The 24,324-nt window shown below is 64.2% G+C and carries 23 protein-coding genes and 1 other RNA gene; 9 read left to right on the top strand and 15 right to left on the bottom strand.

Annotated features, from left to right (window positions below; translation table 11 throughout):
• Positions 1 to 168: 168 nt before the first annotated feature.
• Positions 169 to 579, bottom strand: coding sequence for a ferric iron uptake transcriptional regulator (fur, locus tag EO156_RS19120; RefSeq protein ID WP_016850937.1), 411 nt, complete (start codon positions 577 to 579; stop codon positions 169 to 171).
• A 104-nt stretch (positions 580 to 683) separates the two neighbouring features.
• Between fur and bamE the strand changes: the two genes are divergently transcribed.
• Positions 684 to 1,079: an outer membrane protein assembly factor BamE gene (gene bamE, locus EO156_RS19125; RefSeq protein ID WP_003483624.1), complete on the top strand. Its 396-nt coding sequence runs from the start codon at positions 684 to 686 to the stop codon at positions 1,077 to 1,079.
• Positions 1,080 to 1,352: 273 nt separating this feature from the next.
• On the opposite strand, the gene EO156_RS19130 is transcribed toward bamE, so the two are convergent.
• Both EO156_RS19130 and EO156_RS19135 read right to left on the bottom strand, forming a co-directional pair.
• A complete protein-coding gene (locus EO156_RS19130) occupies positions 1,353 to 1,640 on the bottom strand; it encodes an RnfH family protein (RefSeq protein ID WP_016850938.1) in 288 nt (95 codons plus the stop codon).
• Between the two features lies 1 nt (position 1,641).
• Entirely contained in the window at positions 1,642 to 2,073 is a 432-nt protein-coding gene (locus tag EO156_RS19135; protein ID WP_016850939.1) for a type II toxin-antitoxin system RatA family toxin, read from the bottom strand.
• 60 nt (positions 2,074 to 2,133) lie between these two features.
• Between EO156_RS19135 and smpB the strand changes: the two genes are divergently transcribed.
• The gene (smpB, locus tag EO156_RS19140) at positions 2,134 to 2,637 is read left to right on the top strand and encodes an SsrA-binding protein SmpB (protein WP_005913721.1); all 504 of its coding nucleotides are present in this window, start codon (positions 2,134 to 2,136) and stop codon (positions 2,635 to 2,637) included.
• 131 nt (positions 2,638 to 2,768) lie between these two features.
• Here the strand turns inward: smpB and EO156_RS19145 are convergent, their stop codons facing one another.
• Positions 2,769 to 5,216, bottom strand: a complete 2,448-nt coding sequence (locus tag EO156_RS19145) for a S8 family peptidase (RefSeq protein WP_016850940.1) — start codon at positions 5,214 to 5,216, stop codon at positions 2,769 to 2,771.
• A 135-nt stretch (positions 5,217 to 5,351) separates the two neighbouring features.
• On the opposite strand from EO156_RS19145, the gene ssrA reads away from it, so the two are divergent.
• The 4 genes from ssrA (at position 5,352) to EO156_RS24575 (ending at position 7,639) form a co-directional block, all read left to right on the top strand.
• Positions 5,352 to 5,748: a transfer-messenger RNA gene (gene ssrA / locus EO156_RS19150) on the top strand.
• Between the two features lie 807 nt (positions 5,749 to 6,555).
• The gene (locus EO156_RS19160; protein WP_157382210.1) at positions 6,556 to 7,083 is read left to right on the top strand and encodes a hypothetical protein; all 528 of its coding nucleotides are present in this window, start codon (positions 6,556 to 6,558) and stop codon (positions 7,081 to 7,083) included.
• A gap of 62 nt (positions 7,084 to 7,145) precedes the next feature.
• Entirely contained in the window at positions 7,146 to 7,484 is a 339-nt protein-coding gene (locus EO156_RS24455) for an asparagine synthase-related protein (RefSeq protein WP_250645244.1), read from the top strand.
• On the top strand, positions 7,370 to 7,639 hold the full coding sequence (locus tag EO156_RS24575) for an asparagine synthase-related protein (protein ID WP_250645243.1): 270 nt from the start codon (positions 7,370 to 7,372) through the stop codon (positions 7,637 to 7,639). Before EO156_RS24455 ends, EO156_RS24575 begins: the two co-directional genes overlap by 115 nt.
• 297 nt (positions 7,640 to 7,936) lie before the next feature.
• Here EO156_RS24575 and EO156_RS24460 read toward each other — a convergent pair whose 3' ends face one another.
• Both EO156_RS24460 and EO156_RS24465 read right to left on the bottom strand, forming a co-directional pair.
• The gene (locus EO156_RS24460) at positions 7,937 to 8,113 is read right to left on the bottom strand and encodes a hypothetical protein (protein ID WP_003483614.1); all 177 of its coding nucleotides are present in this window, start codon (positions 8,111 to 8,113) and stop codon (positions 7,937 to 7,939) included.
• Positions 8,114 to 8,191: 78 nt separating this feature from the next.
• Positions 8,192 to 8,440, bottom strand: a complete 249-nt coding sequence (locus tag EO156_RS24465) for a hypothetical protein (RefSeq protein WP_003483612.1) — start codon at positions 8,438 to 8,440, stop codon at positions 8,192 to 8,194.
• Between the two features lie 199 nt (positions 8,441 to 8,639).
• Here EO156_RS24465 and EO156_RS19175 point away from each other — a divergent pair, with 199 nt between their 5' ends.
• Complete coding sequence (locus EO156_RS19175; protein ID WP_033482736.1) at positions 8,640 to 10,295, top strand: diguanylate cyclase; 1,656 nt, start codon at positions 8,640 to 8,642, stop codon at positions 10,293 to 10,295.
• A 191-nt stretch (positions 10,296 to 10,486) separates the two neighbouring features.
• On the opposite strand, the gene EO156_RS19180 is transcribed toward EO156_RS19175, so the two are convergent.
• A complete protein-coding gene (locus tag EO156_RS19180) occupies positions 10,487 to 10,792 on the bottom strand; it encodes a hypothetical protein (protein WP_005925673.1) in 306 nt (101 codons plus the stop codon).
• A 94-nt stretch (positions 10,793 to 10,886) separates the two neighbouring features.
• On the opposite strand from EO156_RS19180, the gene EO156_RS19185 reads away from it, so the two are divergent.
• Complete coding sequence (locus EO156_RS19185; protein WP_005919921.1) at positions 10,887 to 11,861, top strand: GGDEF domain-containing protein; 975 nt, start codon at positions 10,887 to 10,889, stop codon at positions 11,859 to 11,861.
• A 256-nt stretch (positions 11,862 to 12,117) separates the two neighbouring features.
• On the opposite strand, the gene EO156_RS19190 is transcribed toward EO156_RS19185, so the two are convergent.
• The 6 genes from EO156_RS19190 to EO156_RS19215 all read right to left on the bottom strand — a co-directional run bounded on the left by EO156_RS19190 (position 12,118) and on the right by EO156_RS19215 (position 19,846).
• Positions 12,118 to 13,542, bottom strand: coding sequence for an efflux transporter outer membrane subunit (locus tag EO156_RS19190; protein ID WP_029828494.1), 1,425 nt, complete (start codon positions 13,540 to 13,542; stop codon positions 12,118 to 12,120).
• A complete protein-coding gene (locus EO156_RS19195) occupies positions 13,536 to 14,267 on the bottom strand; it encodes an SDR family oxidoreductase (protein ID WP_003483598.1) in 732 nt (243 codons plus the stop codon). Before EO156_RS19195 ends, EO156_RS19190 begins: the two co-directional genes overlap by 7 nt.
• A gap of 40 nt (positions 14,268 to 14,307) precedes the next feature.
• Complete coding sequence (locus EO156_RS19200; RefSeq protein ID WP_016850398.1) at positions 14,308 to 17,484, bottom strand: efflux RND transporter permease subunit; 3,177 nt, start codon at positions 17,482 to 17,484, stop codon at positions 14,308 to 14,310.
• 177 nt (positions 17,485 to 17,661) lie between these two features.
• Entirely contained in the window at positions 17,662 to 18,852 is a 1,191-nt protein-coding gene (locus EO156_RS19205) for an efflux RND transporter periplasmic adaptor subunit (protein ID WP_003483596.1), read from the bottom strand.
• The gene (locus tag EO156_RS19210) at positions 18,849 to 19,622 is read right to left on the bottom strand and encodes an SDR family NAD(P)-dependent oxidoreductase (RefSeq protein ID WP_029828492.1); all 774 of its coding nucleotides are present in this window, start codon (positions 19,620 to 19,622) and stop codon (positions 18,849 to 18,851) included. Before EO156_RS19210 ends, EO156_RS19205 begins: the two co-directional genes overlap by 4 nt.
• On the bottom strand, positions 19,619 to 19,846 hold the full coding sequence (locus EO156_RS19215) for a hypothetical protein (protein WP_026007066.1): 228 nt from the start codon (positions 19,844 to 19,846) through the stop codon (positions 19,619 to 19,621). The genes EO156_RS19210 and EO156_RS19215 overlap by 4 nt, the downstream gene beginning before the upstream one ends.
• 129 nt (positions 19,847 to 19,975) lie before the next feature.
• Between EO156_RS19215 and EO156_RS19220 the strand changes: the two genes are divergently transcribed.
• Positions 19,976 to 21,010, top strand: coding sequence for a LysR family transcriptional regulator (locus tag EO156_RS19220; protein ID WP_016850355.1), 1,035 nt, complete (start codon positions 19,976 to 19,978; stop codon positions 21,008 to 21,010).
• 833 nt (positions 21,011 to 21,843) lie between these two features.
• On the opposite strand, the gene EO156_RS19230 is transcribed toward EO156_RS19220, so the two are convergent.
• Together EO156_RS19230 and EO156_RS19240 are read right to left on the bottom strand one after the other, a co-directional pair.
• Positions 21,844 to 22,569, bottom strand: a complete 726-nt coding sequence (locus tag EO156_RS19230) for an OmpA family protein (RefSeq protein ID WP_016850354.1) — start codon at positions 22,567 to 22,569, stop codon at positions 21,844 to 21,846.
• A 290-nt stretch (positions 22,570 to 22,859) separates the two neighbouring features.
• A complete protein-coding gene (locus EO156_RS19240) occupies positions 22,860 to 24,278 on the bottom strand; it encodes a deoxyribodipyrimidine photo-lyase (RefSeq protein ID WP_016850353.1) in 1,419 nt (472 codons plus the stop codon).
• Positions 24,279 to 24,324: the final 46 nt, after the last annotated feature.

The raw sequence follows: 24,324 nt of genomic DNA on the forward strand, positions 1-24,324 counted from the left end.
TCGGCTGCACTGCGAACGGTCGCCCGCCGGCTCCCTCCCCCCGCCCGCGGGGGAAGGTGCCGAAGGGCGGATGGGGGAAGCCGTGCATCGAATCCACCAACCGCCCCACAACGGACAAGGCGGCCGAAGCCGCCTTGTCATTCGCACTAGCGCTAGCTACGCCCCACCTCAGCGCACACGCTTCTTGCGCACGTACAGCACCAGCGAGTGCTCTTCCAGTTCATAGCCATGCTTGGCGGCGATCTGGCGCTGCAGCGCCTCGATTTCCTCGCTCTCGAACTCGATCACGTGACCGGTATCCACGTCCACCATATGGTCGTGGTGACCGCCGCGATCCAGCTCGTAGACGGCCTGCCCGCCTTCGAAATTGTGCTTCAGCACCAAGCCGGCCGCCTCGAACTGGGTCAGCACGCGGTAGACCGTGGCCAAGCCGATCTCGTCGCCGTGGTCGAGCAGTTGGCGATAGATGTCTTCTGCGCTGAGGTGATGCTGATTGCTCTTCTGTTCGAGCAGTTCCAGGATCCGCATGCGCGGATGGGTCACCTTGAGCCCGACTTTGCGCAGGTCGTGGGTTTCCATACGTTCTCCGTTCATTGGCGATTTAGCGCCAGCTGCCATCAAACGGGTCGCGGCGACCGGCGGAAGTGTATCATCGGCGTGATTTCCTCAGCACTTAATCCCCGATGCGTAATCTCCTGCTGGTCGCCGCCGTTGCTCTTTCCACCGCTGGCTGCGGCATCATCTACAAGCAGCCGATCTACCAGGGCAATCTGATCAAACAGAACGCCGTGGAGCAACTGCAGGTAGGCCAGAGCAAGCAGCAGGTCAGCGCGTTGCTGGGCACACCCTCGATCCCCGACCCGTTCCATGCCCAGCGCTGGGACTATACCTCCACGCAGCGCGTGGACCGTCTGGCGCGTACCGAGATCAAGAATTTCACTGTGTTCTTCGAGAACGAACAGGTCGTGCGCTGGGAAGGCGACTATTTCCCGTCGCAGGACGAGCAGCTGGCCAAAGCCGCGCCCAAGCAATTCGGCCGCAACCTGGCACGCGACAAGAAGAAGCAACGCGGCCGTTGATGCGGTGGCTCTGCGGTGTCGTGATCGCCTGACCGGACCAAAACGCATCCCCTTAAACGGATGCGTTTTTCGTTTTGCCGGATGCCAAAGAGCGCTTCAGTGATCCCGCAGCGCCGGGCCCAGGACCGGTCCGTCGCGCTTGTTGTTGTTGCAGCCTTAGGTCGAGGCGCGCTCGTTCGACCTCATCGAACACATCATGAAGTCTTCAAGACAACGGCCAAAAGCGCCTGGTTTGCGGCGAGACCGAGTACGTCGTCGCAGCGTTGGAAGTCGCTAGCTGTTGGGGCCGGCTTTCTTGCTTGGTCCGGCACGCCTGCGCCGCGCCTCCTTCGGATCCAGCAACAGCGGCCTGAGCAACTCGACCCGGTCGCCGTCGCGCAACACCTGCTCCGGCCGCGCGACCAGTCCGTGCACCGCATGCGCGGCAGGGGCTTGCTGCAACGCCAAACCGGACGTGGCGACGGCTTCGGCCACCGTTGCGCCTTCAGGCAATTCCAGCTGTACCGAGCTGTAGCGATCCGGCCAGGCCAGCACCACTTCGATACGCATGCCGCCGCGCAACCTAGACGTCGCCGCGATCGGCGACGCGCACGAAATCGTTGACCATGCGGTCGGCCAAGCCCTGAAAGCCCAGCGCCAGCGCCGGGCCAAGCAGCCGCGAACTGGTCTCCACCTCCAGGGTCAGACTCACCTTGCAGGCGTCCTCGCCCAGCGCCTGGAACTCCCACAAGCCTTCCAGGCGCTTGAACGGGCCGTCGCGCAGGTGCATGACGATGCGCTCCGGGCGCTCGAGGATGTTCTCGGTGGTGAACCAGGTGCGGAACGACCCCAGCCCCAAATCCAGGCGCGCCACGATGTGCGCCTGGTCCTGCTCAAGCACATTGGCAGCGTCGCACCAGCCGAAACGGCGCGGGTAGGCGGCGACATCATTGACCAGATCGAACATGCGGGTGGCGCTGTGTTCGACTAGGGCGCTGCGACGGATGGTAGGCATTCGCTAACTTGTGAAAGACGGAAGATCGTTTGACGACACCGAATCGGCGACAATGGGCGGATGAGCAAGAAACAGACCAAGGATAAAGCAAACGGCGCGAAGGCCACGAAAACCATCGCGTTGAACAAGCGTGCGCGCCACGAATACCACCTGGAAGAACGCTACGAAGCCGGCCTGGCACTGCAGGGCTGGGAGGTCAAGGCGATCCGCGCCGGCCGCGCCAACATCGTCGACGGCTATGCCTATGTGCGCTCCGGCGAGATCTACCTGATCGGCGCGCAGATCACGCCGCTGATCCAGGCCTCCACCCACACGGTGCCAGTGGAACGGCGCGACCGCAAACTGCTGCTGCACCGGGCCGAGATCGACAAGGTGCTCACCCGCGTGGAGCGCGAAGGCTACACCCTGGTGCCTACCGCGCTGTACTGGAGCAGCAACAAGGTCAAGTTGGAAATCGCCCTGGCCAAGGGCAAACAGAATCACGACAAGCGCGACGCCGCCAAGGACCGCGATTGGCAGCGCGACAAGCAGCGCGTGATGCGGCGGCATAATCGCGATGCGTGAATCGGGAATCGGGAATCGCAACGGCAAGATCCTTTCCCGCAGCGGCAGCGATATAGCCGGCTGAGCACGAACTGAGGTCGTGGATGCTGGTCGCTTTTACGATTCCCGACTCCCCACTGCCGCTTCCCGAATCACGTCGCTCCAAGCATCCGCATCACATTCGGCACTCCCCTGCCCTGCACATAGCGGTCGCGCTGCAGGTCGGTACAGGTATCCAGCAGCAGTTGCTTAACCCGATCGGGGAAGCCGATGAACTCGCGGCGCGCCGATAGGAAACCCGCCAGCACGCCGGAGACATGCGGTGCGGCCATGCTGGTGCCGCTCATCTCCACCATCAGGCTGGCCGGGTCGTCCGGGTCGAAGTCGTAGTAGGCCGACAGGATCTTCTCCCCTGGCGCGACCACATCCGGCTTGCTGCGGCCGTCGGCAGTCGGCCCGCGCGAGGAAAAATACGACACGCCATAGTTGTGTGGGCTGCTCTTGTGCACCGAGCCGACCACGATGGCGTCTTCCAGGTTGCCCGGGTCGCTGATCGACAGATCCATGTTGGCCGCATACGCATCGCCATCGTTGCGCATCAACCAGGCCAGGCCCTCGTTGCCGGCAGCGATCACCACCAGCACGCCTTGCCGCCACAGCCGGCGTAATTCATTGCACAACGGCGTAAACCCGCAGCCGTAGCTCTCCGGGTCGAAGCAGCCGCCCAGGCTCAGATTGACGCCATGGATGACCAGCTCGCCGGCGCGCTCGTTGATGTCGGCCACCTGCTGCACCGCCTTGATCGTCCACGAGTCGCGGCCGTTTCCGGCATCGTCGAGTACCTTGAAGCCATACAGCTGCGTATCCGGCGCCATGCCGGAAAATTCAAGCGTACGGCCGGGCGTGCCGCTCGCATCCGGGATCGAAGCGCGACACTGCCCGGCGATGATGCCGGCGATATGCGTGCCGTGCCCATGCCGATCGAGCCGGGTAAACGCAGTGCCGTCGGCGCGGGTCAGCCGTTTGGGCGCACCGCGCCGCGTGCAATCCCACTGTGCCACCACGTTGTCGCGCTCACCCTTGAGGAAAAAATGCGGGTGACCGGCCGCGATGCCGGTATCCATCACCGCCCAACCGATCTGCTGCCCGCGCGCGCGATACGCCGTTCGTGCCGCATCGGCATGCAGGACATTGCCCGACACATGGATCAACGCGCGTTTTCCGGCATTGCGCCACACCCGCCGAAAGCCCAATGTGCGATAGCGATCCTGCAGCGATTCGATCTCGAATCGGGTGAGCCGCGCAGACACGAAACGCTGCAGGCTGTCTTCCAGCTCGATCGCCTCATCCAGCGCATCGCCACTCAAGCCGGTGGTGCGCGCAGCGGCTTGGCGCACATGCTGCAACAGCAATGCGCGCGCACCGGCAGGGTCGTTACCCAACACGCGCCGATCCAGCTCGATCAGCACATCGTGTCGGTGCTCCGGGCCATGCGCTTCGAGCTGCTCGCTGAGGTCCTTGATCAGCACTGCATTGGACACCGGTTGATCGAAGCCCACACCCACGGCTTGGCGCACCGCGGCGCGCACCTGCGGAATCGACAGATAGCCCGAAGCCGAATGCGGGTTGTGCTGCCAGTCCGGGTTCAAGCGCGCAGCGGCCAGGTTTTCGAAACGTCCTTTCGCATTGGCGATGTCGTCGGTGAGGTCCGGGTCCAGCGCGATCGGGTCGCGCGTTTCGGTCACATTGATCCAGCGCTGTACGCACCCGGGGAACGGCAGTTTGCGCGTGCCGGTCCAGCGCTTGAACATGCTCCGCACCTGCGGCAACCCCAGTGGCGAGCCCAAGGTGAGGAACAAACTGACCTCGCAGTCGGCCGCCTTCAGCTGGCGCAGCACATCGAAGGCGATCATCGAACCCTGGCTGTGCGCCACCACCACGAATGGCCCGCCGCCTGCACGCAGCCGCTGCGCCAGACTTTCGCGCATCAGCGCCGCACGTTCCGGCACGAAGAACAGGTCATGCACGTCCTGCAACAATGCAGCGGAAATCAGCCGCAGCAACACCCGGTTGATCGCATCGATGGCCCCCTTGGCCCGCACGCTGCCGGGCACGGACGCGCCCTGAAGCTCGTCCAGCAGCCGATGCAGATCGGCACGTTCCTGCTCGCTCTGCGCCAGCGCGTCTGCCAACAGGTGCAGGTCCTGTTCGCCCGGCACCAGGCCAAGCGTGCTCAAGGCGCGCTGCACGCTTTGATTGAGCGCCGGACCCACATCGCGCGCATCGCAATTGCCCGGCTCGGCCACTGGATAGCGCTCGCGATTGACCCAGTACGCCAGCCGCGTACGCTCGCCCATGGGCCGCCCGAACAAGGCCTTGTCCCACTGACAACGCAGCACATCAGCCGGCGGCTTGTTGCCGATGCCATGGATGTAGATCACCGTGCGCGCCTTGCCCTGCACGCGGGTCGCCGCGGACTCCTGGGCCCCGGCCTGCTGCGCACGCGCAGTGCGCGGCCGCGCCGGTTGTTGCGTGCTTGCAGCGGCCTTGCGCGGTAGCGCGCGTGCAGGTTTCGAACGTGGGGGCTTGCTTGTCGCCATCGCTTCGCTCCTTCGTTTGCAGACTGTTCCGTTCGGTACGGGACTGAAGCCACTGTAAGCGTTGCGCATCTCACCACTTGTGACAGGGCGCGCCGATCCCTACACTGGCCCGGTCGGCGTTTTATTGCTTTCCCCGGGGGTGCACTGGTTTCGACGGGGGTCGCGAAGTCGCTTGGCGCATGCCGAGGGGGCAGCTTTCCTCGTTAATCCAGCAGCAAACTTTTAGTTGCCAACGATGACAACTACGGTTCGGACTTCGCTATCGCCGCTTAACTGGCTTTAGTTGTAGTTCTACAGCCGCCTAAGGCGAACCCCCGAACCTACTTGTGCCCGTGCTCGTAGGTGTAGGGTCATTATCACGGAACCATCGGTAGTGGCTGCCTGTCAGCTACCGGTCAGATAAAGCAGGCTGGTTTCCAGGTGCGCTTTGCCAACCGTGCTGCCTGGGAACGAGATCTAACGGAGGGCTAAGCATGTAGTGCTGGGGATGGAGTGCTTCCGGACGGCGGTTCGATTCCGCCCACCTCCACCAATGAGCGGACCCACAAGGTCCTGAGAAGGCCGGGAACCCCCGTAAAACAAGGGTTCTCGGCCTTTTTCATGTGCGACGCAGTGCGTACGTGAACGTAGCAGGCCATGCGACGCTGGGGTACTTTTGGGGGCATGCAGTGGATGGCCAACGTCGACACCCCCACAATGCCCTCACCCACGTTGCGATAGGCCGCGCCAACGCTGCGTTCGGACTCCGCCAGCGCCGGCAAGCGGGCCGATATCCCGGTATCGACTTCGATCAGCCGATGCCTGCGCGCCTTGTCCGCCACGATCTCCGCATAGGGGCAGATATTGGCTGCCGGCGGCGTGGCGGTCGAAAGATCGATAGGGCCAGCGCCATCTGCCACCTGTTCGAGTCATCCCTGCGCCTGGTTGCACGCGGCCATCCACGCGCTCGACATGACGCAGCGCACCGGAGCGACATTGATGCAAAGCGCTCAAAAAAACAGAGCCCTCTCAACCGTTCCTTGATCGATTTCCAGGCGGAATTCAGATACGGCCAGCCCACCATGCGCGCCGCACCGGATCGGGAACGACGTCGCCAGCAAGTCGCGTTGCCCGGCCCAGTGCACCTCTCTATGGTCAAGGGCGGACGGGTCAGATGTCGGACATCTGTGGATTGTGATTGGAACCAAATTCTCACAAAGACAGCGGCAAGCGAAGACGACTTGGGAGTGCGATGGTTGCTGTGATGAAGCACCGGGGAGATAAAGCGTGTGTGGCAACCGTTGTTGACGCATCCCTGGTACTTGCCGCACGCGGGAGCTCTGGCACTCCGGGGTCTCGCATGGGCTTTTCTGCCGATGGTCGTTATCTTGTTGCCTTCGCTGGACGCGCCAATGGCCTCGCGCCGCTTTACAGGACTCCAGAGGCTTGTGAGAGCGACACCTCTGCCGCAAGGATCGCGCAACGCATTCAGTCGCTTGGGCTCCGGCGAACCCTAGAGCTCATCGATGGCAGCTTCTGCCTGGCCATCCTTGATCGTCGATCACACACGCTGTCGCTAGTGCGCGACCGCATCGGTCAATGCAGCCTGTACTATGGCTGGACACATCAGGGTTTTGTGTTTGCTTCTAAACTCAAAGCAATCGCTTCGTGTCACGGCTTTAGCAACTCGCTAGATCGGAATGCGCTGACACTCTGCTGCGATACGGCTACATTCCATCGCCCTACAGCATCCATCGAGGCATCTTCAAACTACCGGCAGGAACCATTCAAGTTTTCAGCACGCTGGATGTGGAACGCGGTGCGCCTCATCACGACCCTAACGTGGGATCGCGCCACTGGCATGCAAAAAGCAATGTCAGCAACTTGATCCAAGCAAGAGAGCATGTCGCCGAAGAGCGTACGATCAGCCGCCTGCAGGATGCGCTCTCGATGGCGGTTGACCGCGTCGGCGATCGCAAGACTGGTTCATTCCTGTCGGGAGGAACCGATTCCAGCCTCATCACGTCCCTCCTGCAGTCGCAACGCTCAACGCCTGTCGATACCGTGACCATCGGATTTGAGGATGCCGATCACGACGAAATGCATTGGGCGCAGAAGGTCGCGAGCCATCTCGGTACGCGGCATTCCAACAACGCATCAGCGATGAGCAGGCCATGGCCATTCTGCCGGAGATATCGGAGGCGTTTTGCGAACCTTTTGCTGACTCGTCCCAGATTGCGACGCTGCTTGCAGCAGGCTCCGCTCGCCGTCACGTCAGTCACATGCTGACAGGCGATGGAGGCGACGAATTATTCTTCGGCCATGCCGCTTGTGCGCGTGCACTGCGCAATGCGCGCTTGACCTCCATGATCCCGGACACTCTGCGCTGTTTGCTGCGTCGCCGGGGCCTCTACACGAGGGAGTCGGCCCGTTTGGGCGGATGACGAGCGACCCTAGGGGAGACGATCAGCCGCTCGGTGGAAGAGAGCTACCTGCTCAGAGTCTCGCATTGGCGAAACCCCCACTGCGCCGTGCTTGGCTCCATGGAGTACCCCACGATCTATGACACACCCATGGATCAGCTGACCGTCGGATCCCCAGGCGAGCGCGTTCTCTTTATGGACATTGCCATGGAACTTGGGGAAGGACTCATGACCAAAACGGCCAAGGCCGGGATTCCCCGATGCAGAGGTCCAGGCTTTGGAGATTGCGAAGGACCGATGCAGACTGCACGCACTGCGTCAGTTAGTGACGCGCGCGGCATGTTCGTGCTCATCGCGACGAACCAGGGCGCCTGCCAAGTCGTCGGCAGTTGCACACCGCGGGGCGGCGTCGCCGCGGAGTTGATCGAACAAGGCCAACAACGCGCTGGCTTCGTGTTGCAGCAACGCCAGTGCGCTTTTATTGGGCTCTTCCATTGCACTTGCTCCAGAAACGCTCCACGGCGCCCTGGTCAGACCAGAGCAAATCGCGTGCCAGCCGTCAGACCCTGTCGCTCAGGCGTACTCGCGCTGCTCTTGCGCCTTGGCGTGCATGGCTTCCAGCGTGACCATGCCGGCAATGCGGGCGGCTGCCATGGCGCTACGATGGTCGGGAAAGGTCGACGACAGCGCAGCGCCTGCCAAGTTCGCGCCGCGGCCGATGCCGATCTGCGCGATATCCCAGCCGGCCACCCAGCCATGGGCGGGGGTATCGCCTTTGGCGGCATGACAGGTGAGCTGGTAATTGCCTAGAAAAATGACCAACGGGCGCCCTTTTCGGTGACTGCTTGCCAGCATACCGCCACGACGCTACGGCCGGGGGCGATGTGCCGTCTGCCAGCTGACTCGGCAAGCGAAGTGGAGCGTAGGCACGCGGCTTGCATCGGCCTCGACCAGACAATCGTGCCGGGGAAACGCGGTGTTGACCAAAAGAACCAAACGTCGCGCTGCCGGGGCCTTGCTGGTGGGCGGGCTGATCTTTGTCCTGATCGGCGTGGGCGGGTATCTCACGACGCAGCGTTCGCTGTCGGACGCCGGCTGGGTGACGCACACGCAGGAAGTGATTGCCAGCATCGACGAGATCCAGGCGGGCATGCTGTCGGCGGAATCGTCGGCGCGCGGTTATGTCTTGACCGACAACGAGGCCTTTCTGGGCGTGTATGCCGATGCGATCGGCCGCCTGCCCGAGCGCATCGTGCGGCTGGACGCCCTGGTGCAGGACAACCCGACGCAGCGGCGCAATGTGGTCGTGCTGAGCCGTTTGGTGGACGCGCGCCTGGTGCAGATCGACGAGTTATTGCATAGCTATCGCAAGCAAGGCCTGGATGGCGCGCGTGCTGCCATCGCGCGCGGGGTGTTCCAGACCTCTTCATCGCTGCGCCGCCAGGTGCAGACCATGACGGAGCTGGAGCGGCAGCAACTGATCCGGCGCAACGCAGCCACCACCCGCAGCGCACAGTGGGTGCTGTGGGTGACCGTGATCGGCATTGCCAGTGGCTTGCTGGTGATGCTGCTGGCCTACCGCTTGTTGTCGCGCGAGCTGGAACGGCGTACGCGTGCCGAAGACGACGCCAGCCGGACCAGCGAGCGCCTGATCGAGTCGTTTTCCGCACTCGAACGCACCTCCGCTGGCCTGGAGGCGCTGGCACGCTACTCCGGGTTGCTGCAGAACTGCCGCGATGCCGAAGAAGCGCTGGAAATCACTGCACGCACGATTGCACCGCTGATTCCCGGTGCTGCCGGCGCGGTCTACTTGCTACGCGCCTCGCGCGATCGCGCCGAACAGGTGGTCGCCTGGGGCGAGATGGCAGACGACGCCAGTGCCAGCATCGCGCCGGATAACTGCTGGGCGCTGCGCCGCGACCGCACCCATGTGGTGATGGACGCCGGCCAGGGCATGCTGTGCCAGCATGCCGGCGTCAACCTTCCGGCGCATGCGGCCACGGCCTGTATTCCGCTATCGGCGCAGGGCACGCAGTTGGGAATGCTGGCATTGCGTAGCGAAGACCCTGACGATCTTGCCTCGTTGACCGTGGCCGAGGCGGCAGCGGAACAACTCTCCTTGGCGCTGCACAACCTGCGCCTGCGCGAAACGCTGCGCCAGCAATCGATCCGCGACCCGCTGACAGGCCTGTACAACCGCCGCTATCTGGAAGAAACCCTCAGTCACGAATTGGCGCGCTGCACGCGCCGCGAGCTGCCCTTGTCGGTGCTGATGCTGGATGTGGATCACTTCAAGCGGTTCAACGACCTGCACGGGCACAGCGGCGGCGACCGCGTGCTGGCGGCCATTGGCGAATTGTTGCTGGCGCAGACGCGTGGCGAAGACATCTGCTGCCGGTACGGCGGCGAAGAATTGACGATCATCCTGCCCGAAGTCGATCTGCCAACCGCGTGCATGATGGCGGAGAAATTGCGCGCCGGCATCGAGGCCCTGCAGGTCATGGGCGATGGCGTCTGTCTGCCGAAGGTCACCGCCTCGTTCGGCGCGGCCAGCTTTCCCGCTCACGCCAGCACCGTGGCCTCGTTGCTGCAACGGGCGGACGCGGCGCTGTATCGCGCCAAACAGGGTGGCCGCAATCAGGTCGTGAGCGCGGATGGGCTTGCATCCGTGGCCTGAACGCAAGCAGCCGGGCGTGCTGCTGCGGTCTGTCGCAGAGGCCTGTGTCGCGCAGTCGACGCTCAGATCCGCATCGCGCGCGCTTGGCTAACCCGGGTGCGAGCGCCTAACGAAGATGCTCGGATCATTCGCCGGCGCGCGCATTGCAGCGACAAACGCTCAAGCAGATGCGCTCATGCCAAGACGAGGCCTCAGCCGCAGGCGTGGCCCGCGTCGTCGGTGGGGATCAGGCCCGCACCGGCCAGCATGCCGTCGATACGCGTGCGCACATAGACGGCATCGTCCTGCGCGGCGCTACTCAGGATCGCTTCGGCACGCGCCTGAAAATCCAGGTAGTCGAAATCCGCATCTTCATCTGCCGACAACTTGGGCAACTCTTCCTGCAAGGCGTCCAGGCGCGTGGCCAGTTCTTCGCGGGTGGGCATGGCAGACTCCGACAACCAAAACGATACGTTTGCGGCAGCGCCGTCAAGGATGTGCGAAGCCTTGCGCTGCAACGCTTCACTTTCCTACCCGTTGCGGCGATGAAGGCACGCTCAACTTTGACCGCACTCCGCCGATAATGATGCCGACTCCTATCGAACCTTCCCTGTGATCCTCCACCTGCGGCGGGATTTTCGACTCGGCATCGTCAAGATGCTCGGGCCAATCACCGCGCTGTTGCTTTGCCTCTATGCGGTGTATCTGGCCATGACCGGTCAGGTAGTTGCGTGCCTGGTCACCGCCGCGCTGGGCGTGCTCGCGGTATGGCGCGGCTGGCAGATGCGCAGTGCCGAAGACACCGGCGCCGGCGGCGTGTGGCTGGCGTCGATCAACGTCGGCGGGTGCCTGGTGGCGTGCTGGACCGGTGGCGACGGCGCCCTGCCCTGGCTGTTCCCGGTGCTGGCCACCAATTATTTCCTGTGCGGGCCGCGACGCGCGGTGTTGTTGAGCTTGCCGCTGCTGGCCGCCTTGTTGTTCTTGCCAGGCTTGATTACCAGCCCTGGCCAGGGCGTGTCGACGATCGTGGTGACGCTGGTGACGCTGGCGGTGGGCTACGCGTTTTCGCTGCGGATGCAGGACGACCGCGTGCACCTGGAAGAACTGGCCTCGCTGGATGCGCTGACCGGCTTGCCCAACCGTCGCATGCTGGAACGTGCGCTGACCCACCAGATCGATCAACGCCAACCGCACGACCGGCTCAACAGCCTGATCATCCTGGATCTGGATCACTTCAAGGAGGTCAACGATCTGTACGGGCATGCCGCCGGCGATGCGGCGCTCTCGGATCTGGCTACCATCCTGCGCTTCGAAGTACGCGAACCGCACCAGGTCTTCCGTTTTGGCGGCGAAGAATTCGTGGTGCTGCTGCGTGCCGGTTCGCTGGCCGAACTGGAAGCGGCCACCGAACGCTTGCGCAAGGTAATACGCAACGGCTTGCGCGGACCCGGCGGGCGCATCACCGTCTCGTTGGGCGCGGCGCGCCACGATGGCGAAACGCATTGGCAGGACTGGTTTTCGCGTGCCGATGCGGCGCTGTATCTGGCCAAGAACGGCGGACGCGACAGCGTGCGGGTTGCCGAATAAGCGCCTGGCGGCATGTAAGCGTCCGGGTCTGCGTAGGCACACGCACCTGGCGGATGGGTTACGCATTGGTCGCGAATGCGATGGGGTTGACGAAAGCGCCGGTAGCGCGCCTGTCAGCCGAGGTGCGCGCACTGATGGCGTCGGATGCATGGCCAGCATCGCCAGCCATCAGCCGCACACGTTCGACCGCCCCGCTTAGCTCTGACGCTGCAGCCAGAACTGCGGGACGACCCACTGGCCGCCCCGCACGCATCGCTCAACGATTGACCACGGCCACCGGTGCAGCGGGTGCTTGGTCCTGCTTCCAACCACCGAGCGCCTTGTACACGCCGACCACGCCGACATTCACTGCCGCTTCGGCCTGCGCCAACGCATCGTCGGCAGCCAGTTGGGTGCGCTGCGCATCCAGCAGGGTGAGGAAGTCTTCCGAGCCCTCGCGGTAGCGGATCTGCGCCAGCTGCTCGGCACGCCGCGCGGCATTGGCCTGCTCCACCACGATGGCCAGACGCGCCTGCTGGCGGCCATAGCCGATCAACGCGTTTTCGGTGTCTTCCAGCGCCATCAGTACGGTTTGCTGATACTGCGCCAACGCGCCTTCGGCCTGCGCCTTGCTGGCACGCAAGCGCGCACGCACGGTGCCGAAATCGAAGGCGGCCCAGCTGATCGACGGGGTGACCGACCAGGCCTTGGCGTTGCCTTCGGTCAACCTGGCCGCGTCGCCGGTCAGGAAGCCGACGAACCCGCTCACGCTGATGCGCGGAAACAGGTCGGCAGTGGCCACGCCCACTTGCGCGGTGGCTGCCGCCAGCCGGCGCTCGGCGCCGCGCACATCCGGACGCTGACGCAGCAAGCCGGCGGTATCGCCCAGCGGCAGCGGGCGCGCGAACGCCGGCATCTCGCGCGCGGCCAAGGTGGCATCCAAGGCATCGGGTTGCTGACCCAGCAACACAGCCAGACGATGGCGATATTGCGCCTCGGCGGTTTCCAGCAGCGGAATATCCGCTTCGATCGCCTTCAACCGCGCCAGGCTGCTCTGCACATCCAGCTCGCTGCCGGCCCCCAGATCCCAACGCGTCTGCGTCAGCTTCTGGGTGTCGCGCAGGTTGGTGAGCGTGCGCTTGGAGACATCCAGCCGCTTCTGGGTACCGCGCAGTTCGAAATAGTTGCGCGCCACTTCGGCAGCAACGGTGACCTGCACGTCCTGTAGGTTGGCCTGCTCGGCATCCAGGTCGGCACGCGCGGCCTCCGATGCACGCCGCTGACGGCCGAACAGGTCCAGCTCCCAGGCCGCATCCAGACCGAGCGTGGTCTGCTCGGTCAGAAAGCGCTGATTGCCGGCGATCACCTGCTGCTGTTCGCGGCGATCGAAGCTGCCCTGCGCAGTGATATGCGGCGCCTGATCCAGACGACGCTCGACGAACACCGCGCGCGCCTGCTTGACGCGCGCCACGGCGATGCGCAGGTCGTGGTTGGCGAACAAGGCGTCGCGCACCAACTGCTCCAGCACCGGGTCGTCGAACTGCGACCACCAGTTGCCCACCGGCGACTGTGCGCTGTATGCCGGGTCTTGCGCGCCCTGCAGCGTCACCGCCGCCGGCGGATCGGGACGGTAATCCGGCCCGACCGCGCAACCGCTGAGCACAAGCGCGGCCAGGGCCACACTCAGGACGTTTCTTACCATGGCAACACCTCTCCCAGATGGGTAAAGCTGCCGGTGGCGCCGTGTGCATCCAACAACGCCATCTGCACGCTGCTATGCGCACCCTGCTCCACTTCGATTTCGCCGCCGCCACCGTTCATGTCGGTCTTGACGTAACCCGGATGCACCGTATTGACCTTGATGGCGGTGTCGCGCAACTCATAGGCCAGATGCACCGTCCAGCTGTTCAACGCGCTCTTGGAAGCGTCGTAGGCAGGAATCTTGAAGTCGTAGATCGGCGAGCCGGGCTGGCTGTGCAAGGTCAGCGACCCGAGGATGCTCGACACGTTGACGATGCGCCCGGCCAGCGAGCGACGCAGCAGCGGCAGGAAGGCCTTGGTCACCTCGACGACTGCGAACAAGTTGGTGTCGAAGGTACGCTTCCACACCTCCAGGCTCTGCTGCGACGGGGCGCGCTGCATGTCCTCGATCATGATGCCGGCGTTGTTGATCAGGATGTCCAGATGGCCATGGCGCTGCTCCACCGTGCCCACCGCGGCGGCGATGCTGATGTCGTCGTTGACGTCGAGCTGGATGGCCTCCACCGGCAGGCCTTCGGCCTGCAATTTCAGTGCGGCGGCCACGGCGTCGTCGCGCTTGCGGCCGGCCAGCAGCGTGTGCACGCCGGCGGTGGCCAATTGCCGAACGGTCTCCAGGCCGATGCCGCGGGTTGCGCCGGTGACCAATGCGATCTTGGTGTTGCTCATGTGTAAATCCTTCGAATGTATGCAGGGGGAAACAACGCGCTTAGGCGTTGACGTGCGCGTGATCGTGCGCAACTGCGGGCGGTGTCGCGGGCCCGCGACGGGTCACCCACTTGCGCAGCGCCACGTAGAACACCGGAGTCAGGAACAGGCCGAACAAGGTCACACCGAGCATGCCGGCGAACACCGTGATACCGGTGACCGAGCGCACTTCGGCGCCAGCACCATGGCCGAACAACAACGGCACGGTGCCGGCGATGAAGGCGATGGAGGTCATCACGATCGGACGCAGGCGCAGGCGGCAGGCTTCCAGTGCGGCTTCGACGATGCCCTTGCCGTGCATTTCCAGTTCGCGGGCGAACTCCACGATCAGGATCGCGTTCTTGCACGCCAGGCCCATCAACACCACCAGACCCACCTGCACGAACACATTGTTGTCGCCGCCGGTGAGCCACACACCGAACAACGCAGACAGCAAGGTCATCGGCACGATCAGGATCACCGCCAGCGGTAGGGTCCAGCTTTCGTACAGCGCAGCCAGCACCAGGAACGCCAGCAACACTGCCATCGGGAACACGATCAATGCCGAGTTGCCTTGCGTGGACTGCTGATAGCTCAGGTCGGTCCACTCGATGTTCATGCCGTTGGGCAGCACCTGCGGCGCCATGCTGGACAGCTTCTGCATGGCCTCGGTGGACGACAGCACGCGCGGGTCCGCTTCGCCGATGAGGTCGGCCGCCGGGTAGCCGTTGTAACGGATCACCGGGTCCGGGCCGTAGGTCTGGCCCAGCGTGACCATACTGCCGATCGGCACCATGTCGCCGTTGGCGTTGCGCGTGCGCAGGTTGGCGATGTCTTCCACGCTATCGCGGAACTGTCCATCGGCCTGGGCGATCACCTGATAGGTGCGACCGAAGCGATTGAAGTCGTTGATGTAGGACGAACCCAGATAGGTCTGCAGCGTGTCGAACAGATTGGTCAGCGGCACGCCCTGCGCCTTGGCCTTGTCGCGGTCGACCTTGGCGTCGAGCTGCGGCACGTTGGCCTGATAAGTACCGATCGGGAACTGCATGCCCGGCGTTTGCGAGATCGCACCGGACATCGCATTCACCGCACTCTGCAACTGGCCATAGCCCAGGCCGGCACGGTCCTGGATGTACAGCGAGTAGCCCGAGCCCTGGCCCAAGCCAAGAATCGGTGGCGGCATGAAGGCGAACGCGAAGCCCTGCTGGATCTGGCTGATGCGTGCGTTGATTTCCGCATTGATCTGCGCGGCGGTGCGGCTGCGCTGACTGAACGGCTTGAGCGTCAGGAACACCGTGCCGGTATTGGGCGTATTGGTGAACTGCAGCGGATTCAGGCCGGGGAACGCGATTGCATGATCCACACCGTCAGTCTGCAGCGCGATCTGGGTGATCTGGCGGATCACCTCATTGGTGCGCTCCAGCGACGAGCCTTCCGGCAGCTTGGTGCCCGCAATCAGATAGAGCTTGTCCTGGGTCGGAATGAAGCCACCCGGCACCAGCTTGAACATGAAACCGGTACCGACCAGCAGCAGCAGGTAGACCACGAACACCGCACCCCGCTTGCCCAGCGCACGCGACACCGCACCTTGGTACTTGTGCGAGCTGGTGTTGAAGAAACGGTTGAACGGGCGGAACAACCAGCCGAACAGACGGTCGATCAACCGCGACGGGCCATCCTTGGGCGCGTCGTGCGACTTGAGCAACATCGCCGCCAACGCCGGCGACAGGGTCAGCGAGTTGATCGCCGAAATCACCGTGGAAATGGCGATGGTCACCGCGAACTGCTTGTAGAACTGGCCGGTCACACCCGACAGGAACGCCATCGGCACGAACACCGCGCACAGCACCAACGCGATGGCGATGATCGGCCCGGACACTTCGCGCATGGCCTGATGCGCCGCCGCCAGCGGGCTCAGCCCTTCTTCGATGTTGCGCTCGACGTTTTCCACCACCACGATCGCGTCGTCGACCACGATGCCGATCGCCAGCACCAAACCGAACAGGCTCAGCGTATTGATCGAAAAGCCCAGCAGGTACAACGCAGCGAACGTACCGACCACCGACACCGGCACCGCCAGCAACGGAATGATCGAGGCGCGCCAGGTCTGCAGGAACAGGATCACCACCAGCACCACCAGCAGCACCGCTTCCAGCAATGTGTGCACCACCGCGCTGATCGAATCGCGCACGAACACGGTCGGGTCGTACGCAGCGGACCAGGCCATATCCTGCGGGAACTGCTTTTCCAGCTCGGCCATCTTGGCGCGCACCGCATCGGACAATTCGATCGCGTTGGCACCGGGCGACTGGAACACGCCCATGCCCACCGCGTTCTGGTTATCCAGCTGCGAGCGCAGGGTGTAGTTGCCGGCGCCCAGCTCCAGGCGCGCCACATCGCTCAGCCGCACGATCTCGCCGCTGTTGCCGCTGCGGATGACGATGTTGCCGAACTCTTCTTCGGTGGTGAGGCGGCCTTGCGCATTGATCGAGAGCAGGAAATCGCTCTTGTTGGGCATGGGTTCTGCGCCGAGCTGGCCGGCGGAGACCTGCACGTTCTGCTCGCGGATGGCGGCGACCACATCGCTGGCGGTAAGCCCGCGTGCGGCCACCTTGTCCGGGTTCAACCAGATGCGCATGGCGTAGTCGCCGGCACCGAAGATCTGGATCTGGCCCACGCCCGGCAGGCGCGACAGCTCATCCTTGACCTTCAAGGTGGCGTAGTTGCTCAGGTACAGCGAGTTGTACTTGCCCTTGGGCGAGGTCAGATGCACGACCATGGTCAGCGTCGGCGATTGCTTCTGCGTGGTCACGCCCTGGCGGCGCACGTCTTCGGGCAGACGCGCCTGCGCCTGGCTGACGCGGTTCTGCACCTGCACCTGCGCCTGGTCCGGGTCGGTGCCGGGCTTGAAGGTCACCGTGACCACCAGCACGCCGTCCGAGCCGGCCACCGACTTCATGTACATCATGTTTTCCACGCCGTTGATGGCTTCCTCAAGCGGCGTGGCGACGGTTTCGGCAATGACCTTGGGGTTGGCGCCCGGATACACCGCGCGCACCTGCACGCTCGGCGGCACCACTTCGGGGTATTCGCTGATCGGCAGAAGCGGCATGGCGATCAGGCCGGCCGCGAAGATGATGATCGACAGCACCGCGGCAAAGATCGGCCGGTCGATGAAAAAACGGGAAAAGTCCATTGGGATGGTCCTGAAAGAGGTTGCCGCCGGGTGGCGGCGCGGCACGGCGGGCCCGGGCCGACCTGGTGACGAGGCCGGCAGTCTTGGGCTGCGATGCAGCGATACAGCAGTACAGCCATTGCAGGTGTTACGCCGTCGCCAGCCAGGCGCGACGGCGCGCAACACGCGTGGCGATCGCTAGTTGGAAGCGGTGCGCTTGTCCGTCGCCGGCGCCATGGCCACGGTCTTGGCGTCCACCGGCATGCCGGGCATGAAGATCTTCTGCACACCATCGACCACCACGCGGTCGCCGGCGGCCAGGCCGCTACGCACGATGCGCAGGCCGTCGGCATTGCGGCCGAGCTCCACGTCGCGGCGTTGCGCCTTGCCGTCCTTGTCCACCACGTACACGTACTTGCGGTCCTGGTCGGTGAGCACGGCCTTTTCGTCGACCAGCATCGCCTTGAACTGGCCGCTGCCCAGCAATTGCACATGCGCATACAGGCCTGGCGTGAACTGTCGCTGCGCGTTGTCCAGCACCGCGCGGACCCGGATGGTGCCGGTGCTGCGGGTCACCTGGTTGTCCAGGAAATCCACGCGTCCGGTGTGCGGGAAGCCCTGCTCGCCGACCAGCCCGATCCGCACCGGCAACTCGCCGCCACGTTCGTCCGGGCGCTCGCCGTTGCGGGCCATCTGCGAATAACGCAGGAAGGTGCCTTCGTCGGCGTCGAAATAGACGAACACCTTGTCCAGCGATACCAGGGTGGTCAGCACGCTGGCGCTGTCGCCGGCCGTGACCAGGTTGCCGGCGGTGACCATCGCACGCCCGGCGCGGCCATCGATGGGAGCGCGTACGCGCGTCCAATCCAGGTTGAGCTTGGCGGTGTCCACCGCGGCCTGGGCGGCCTGCAGGTCGGCGTCGGCCTGGTCGGCGGCGGCGCGGCGTTGCTCCCAGGTTTCGGTGGAGATGGCCTGCTGCTCGGACAGTTTGCGTGCACGCGCCGCTTCGCTACGCGCCAATGTGGCCTGGGTGCGGGCACGCACCAGCGAAGCGTTGGCACGCGCAAACTCGGCGCGGTAGCTACGCTCGTCGATGGTGAAGAGCACATCGCCCTTCTTCACTTCTGCACCTTCGGTGTAGTTGACCTTGTCGATATAGCCGGACACGCGCGGACGCAGTTCGACGCTTTCCACCGGCTCGATGCGGCCGCTGAATTCGTCCCACTGGCTGATCTGCTTCATCAACACCGGCGCGACGCTGACGCTGGGCGGCGGGGGTGCGCCGGTCTCGGCGGCCTTGCTGCCGCAGCCGGCAAGCACGACCGCCAGCACGGCGCCCGCCAACACGGTACGCAAGGGAAAACGGAACGGGGTGGCGTTCGTGGTCATGGGGAAATCTCTCGGGTGGGGATGGAAACGTGCAGACCGGCCAGCCGGCTCGCCGACGGTGCGGCATGTGGGCGACGACTCACGGTCACGATGGCTTGTCCGGGCTGGCCAGGCCCGGCAATCAGGGAAACAGCGGCGCGGCCGACGTCCACGGCGCGGATCCATTCTGGACAGGCGTCCTTGGCGCGGCCGGGCGTGCAGACCGGCTGCTCGACCGAGAGCAGCTGCACGCGGACGCCCAACGGCTTGGCTTCCTCGTGCAACACCTGCGCGAGCATGCGCGTGGCGGAGGCCGCAACCGAACGATCGCCATGCGCCGACCAGGCACGCAGCGCGCACGGGCTGCCGAGCAGCAGATAGCGACCGCCGCCGTCGGCCTCGGCCAGCAGCGGCAGCAGATGGCGGGCGGCAGCCAGATGCGGCAGCACGTCGCGCTCCAGGCGGCGACGCAGGGCAGCCACTGGCCGATCCAACAGCCGCCCTGCCTTGGGCGGGCTGCCCAGGCTGGCGATTACCGCGCCCAGCGGTCGGTGCCGCTGGGCCAGCTCAGTGGCCAGGCGGCGCGCAGACGCATCGTCGGCCACCGACCCCTGGACGATGTCCAGCAGCGGCGAGTGCCCATGCTGCGCGCGCAGTGCGTCCAGCTTGGCAGCATCGCGTCCAATCACCACGGTTGGCATGCCGGCGTCGAGCAACGCGGCGACGATGCCCATGCCGACGTTGCCCGCGCCGCCAATGACGGCCGTCTCGGATTGAACCATCCCACTCATGGGATTTTTGCTCCCGAGATCGGGATAATTCCATGCCGTACCCAACGCGCCTGCAGTCCAGTTCGCTGCGCAGGCGCGCCACCAGCCTGCCGCCGTGGCGAGCTGGAGAATCCGCGCAAGGCACTGTTGCGGGGCCGATTTTCCGCGGAAACGACTGGATCGAAGGCGCTTTCGATCGCACTGCGGTGACTGGAGGACACGCCGAAAACGTTGCACAACCACATGGCCGTGCTCCTGCATGGAGGGGATGCCGCATACGTTAGGCTTCAAAGCAGCACTTGATTAGTCCGGATTTAGGGGAATAATCGTCCCGCAAGCGGTCTAATCCCTCCTGACCCCCCGGAAGGCATCCCATGACTCACGATCTCAACGACACCCTGATCTTCGTCAAGGTGGTCGAACAAGGCAGCTTCATCGCGGCCGCCAACGCGCTTGGCCTGCCCAAGACCACCGTCAGCCGCAAGGTGCAGGAACTGGAAACCCGGTTGGGTGCGCGCCTGTTGCATCGAACCACGCGCCGCATCGGCCTGACCGAAGCCGGCTCGGTGTACCACGAACATTGCCAGCGCATCGCGCGCGAATTGGAAGAAGCCGAAAGCGCGGTAGGACAACTGCAATCCGGCCCGCGTGGCTGGTTGCGTTTTACCGTGCCGTATTCGCTGGGCATTACCTGGATCGCGCCGTTGCTGGGCGAATTCCATGCGCAATATCCGGAAATCCAGCTGGACATGCATCTGGGCAACGAGAAGCTGGACCTGATCGGTGGCGAAGCGGATCTGGCATTGCGCGTCGGCGCGCTGCCCGATTCCAATCTGGTGGCGCGCAAGCTCGGTAGCTTGCGCACCCAGGTGTTCGCCAGCCCGTCCTACATCGAGCGCTATGGCGAGCCGCTGCATCCGGACGAACTGCAATTCCATCGCACGCTGGCCTTGCGCAAGAACCGCAACGTGCACAACAACCGCTTTTTCTGGTCGCTCAGCGACGGCAGCGATGTACGCGATTTCCCGGTCAATCCGCTGATGGTGGCCAACGATCCGGCTGCGCTCAACGGTGCGGTATTGTGCGGTGAAGGCCTGTTGCTCACCGGCGACGTGATGGCCAAGCCGTTCGTGCAATCGGGTCTGGTGCGTCGCGTGCTGGCCGGGTGGACGGGGCCTGAGGTGGACTTCAATGCAGTATTTGCCGGCGGTCGATTGGTGTCGCCGAAAGTGCGTGCGTTCGTGGACTTTTTGGTGACGCGCATGAACTTCGATGCGGATTACATGATGGCGCAGTGCCCTGCCCGTCTGGCCGCACAAAAGGCCGACAACGATGCAAAGATCGAGGTCGGCGCAGAGGCGGAATTGCGTGCAGAAGGCAAGCGCATCCTGGAGAACGTCACGGCGTAGTGCCGGATCGACTGCGCCGGCGGTGGTTGCCGTCTGGCGCAGGCCATAAGTTCATCGTTGCAACGCAGTGAATGCATTTCTGTCACCGCACGCTTACAGCCGACGATAGCTCGTTCGCTTTGCAAATGATCTCACTGCCGTAAGCGGTGAGTTGGGAAAGATCGAGACGTCAGTCGTGGCGTCGTCGGATGCGATCACCCGATGAGCGCAAAGCCGACTCGGTCGCGCGCGCGGTGCCCTCGCCGCTCGCGGGACACGCCGTCAACCCATCCATGGGGGCTCGATGGCGGCATCCATGCCGCCAACGGTCCCGCAAGCGGCGAGGACACCGCGCCAGAACGTTGGTCGGTCGCTCGGAAAGCGGCCCATCGTAGGAAAGGTGGTGGAGATACCTTCTCGCCTGAGCACTGCGAGCTAGCCGCGCCTCCTTAAATCGCTAGCGAACGCATCTATCGCTTGCACAAATACAGCGACCAACTCGACTGGCCCTTGCCCGCTCACCGTCGCGGGACCCGTGGCGGCATGGATGCCGCCACGGAGCTTACATGGACGTACTTGCAGCGTGTCCCGCGATGGTGGGCGGGCAAGGGCCCTGCAGCAACACTCAGATCCGCGCTTTGAAGTTCCACAGTTACGCCGACACATTAGCCCCGATGACGTGAGAAAGATCGAGACCTCAAAGCGTGCAGACCAACCGTTCTAAGCCCAAGCGATTGGTTAGCTGCTCTTGATCACACCATGCAGCAAAAAACAGGCCGCTTTCGCGGCCTGTTTTGCGTACATCAGTACATCGCGGGTGAGTCATCCGACCCGCCACGATTCACTGCATCCCCTCAACGCATGCCGGTGTTGCTGGCCGCGCCTTCCGCACGCAGCGGGATCAGGCGGATTTCGACGCGGCGGTTCTGTGCGCGGCCGGCATCGGTGCTGTTATCGGCGATCGGGTAACGCTTGCCCGCGCCCATGGTTTCCATGCGCTCACGCTGCACGCCTTGTGCGGTCAGATATTGTGCGACCGCGCCGGCGCGTTCTTCGGACAGACGCTGGTTGATCGCGTCGCTGCCGACGCTGTCGGTATGACCGACCACTTCCACCATGGTCTGGTTGTACTCGCGCAGGGTAGACGCCACGCCATTGAGCGCGCTGTAGAACTGCGGCTTCAATGCCGACTTGCCGAAGTCGAAGGTGATGCCGTCGGGCAGGTTCAGGGTGATGTTGTCGCCCTGGCGCTGCACTTCGATCCCGGTGTTGGCGGTGCGCTCACGCAGTGCGCGCTCCTGGCGATCCTGGTACTGGCCGATTGCCGCGCCGCTCAGTGCACCGATGCCGGCGCCGACCATTGCGTGCTGACGACGCTCGGTAGCGCTGTCGCCGGTGAGCAGGCCTGCAGCCACACCAATGGCGGTACCGATCAGGGCGTTGCGGCCGGTCCGATTCTGCTGTTGCGTCTGCTCGCCGTATTGGTCGCGCTGCACATACGAGCCGCCGGTGGCGCAAGCGGACAGCGCAATGGCGCTGGCCAATGCAACGGCAAGACTCTTGGTGGCTGCTGGGGACATGGTGTTCTCCTATGGCCGGACCATCCGGCGCTCAATCGTGTGCGCGAGGATAAACAGGCCCACGCGACTGGCGCATGATGAAACCAGCCTCCAATCGCGCCCAGCTAGTGCTGCATTCAGGAAAACGTTTTCTGCTTGGACAGCGGCATGCCCGCGCCTAATGCACTGACTGATGCATGAAACAAGCGTAGCAGCACACGCGTGCAACGCCTCAGCCTTGCAGAAGAAAACGCGCAGAAGCGAGCATCCGCTGACCACGCAATCAGGAGCTCGCTCGCCCTGCCGCGCGCCTAGCCGCGCGTTTTCGCATACGCCGCCAGCGCCGCATCGCGCCCTTCGGCCAGGCCGATGATCGGCGTGCGCGGATACTCCGGTGCCAGCCGCGCCAGCGACAACGGATGCAGCCACGGCGCGAAGCGTTCCTTCACCGCAAGCTTGCCGAGCTCAGGTACCCAGCGCGTGATGTAGGCGGCCTGCGGATCGAACTTCTCCGCCTGCGTGACCGGATTGAACACACGGAAATACGGCGCCGCATCGGCGCCGGTGCCGGCCACCCACTGCCAGCCCAGGGTGTTGTTGGCCAGGTCCGCATCCACCAGCGTGTCCCAGAACCAGCGCGCGCCTTCGATCCAGTGGATGCGCAGATGCTTGCACAAAAAACTGGCGACGATCATGCGCACGCGATTGTGCATCCAGCCGGTATGCCAGAGCTGGCGCATGCCGGCATCGACGATCGGAATGCCGGTGCGACCGCGTTGCCAGGCCTGCAATGCAACCGGATCGACCGTTGCCCAATCGAATCCTGCAAAGCGTGGATTGAGATTCTGGTTGGTGGTGTCCGGGAAGTGATGCAGCAAGTGATAGGCAAAGTCGCGCCAGCCAAGCTGCCGGATATAGCCATCGATTTCTGCGCCATTGCGCGCAGTGCGATGCGTCTCCAGGGTGCTGGCGATCCGCCACGGCGCAATTTCGCCGAAGTGCAGATGCGGCGACAGTTGCGAGGTCCCGACGCGATCGGGGCGATCGCGGTTTTCGCGATATCCAGACAACGCGCCGTCGATAAAGATCTCCAGCATTTCGTGCGCGCCGGCTTCGCCGGGCTGCCAGTGCTCCCAGAAACCCTGGTCCCACTGCAGGCCCGGCACCAACTGCAGCGTGTCGAGCGCATCGGTCTTCAAGCTTGCAGGCAATGGCGGCAGACTGCGCGGCGCACCTATCGCGGCGGGCAATTGCAGCTGCGTCAGCGCGTTGCGCCAGAACGGGGTAAACACCTTGTAGGGGCCGCCCTGCTGCGTGGACAACTGCCACGGTTCGAACAGCAATGCGCAATTGCAGCTCTGCACCTCGATGCCGCGCTCGCGCAAATCGCGCTTGATCTGCGCATCGCGCGGCTGGGTGGCCGGCTCGTACTTGCGGTTCCAGTACACCGCCACCGCACCGGTCTGCGCGATCACCTCATCCAGCACCTGCGCGCTGTTGCCGACGCGAATGACCAGCCCGCTGCCGAGCGCGCGCAAGGCGCCGTCCAGCGCTGCAAGCGAGCGATGCCGCCAGGTGCGCGATGCGGCGCCAGGCGTCCATTCGCCCTCTTCGTGCGGCGCGTCGATGTACAACGGAATCGGGTGATGCCCCGCATCGAGTGCGGCGCGCAAGGCCGGGTTGTCTTCCAGACGCAGATCGCGACGGAACCAGACGATGGCGTATGACATACGAACTCGGCAGCAAACAATGAGGCTGCGCAGCATAAGCCAGCGG

Origin of the sequence: Xanthomonas sp. DAR33341, assembly GCF_003992815.1 — a bacterium.
GTDB classification, from domain to species: domain Bacteria; phylum Pseudomonadota; class Gammaproteobacteria; order Xanthomonadales; family Xanthomonadaceae; genus Xanthomonas; species Xanthomonas cissicola.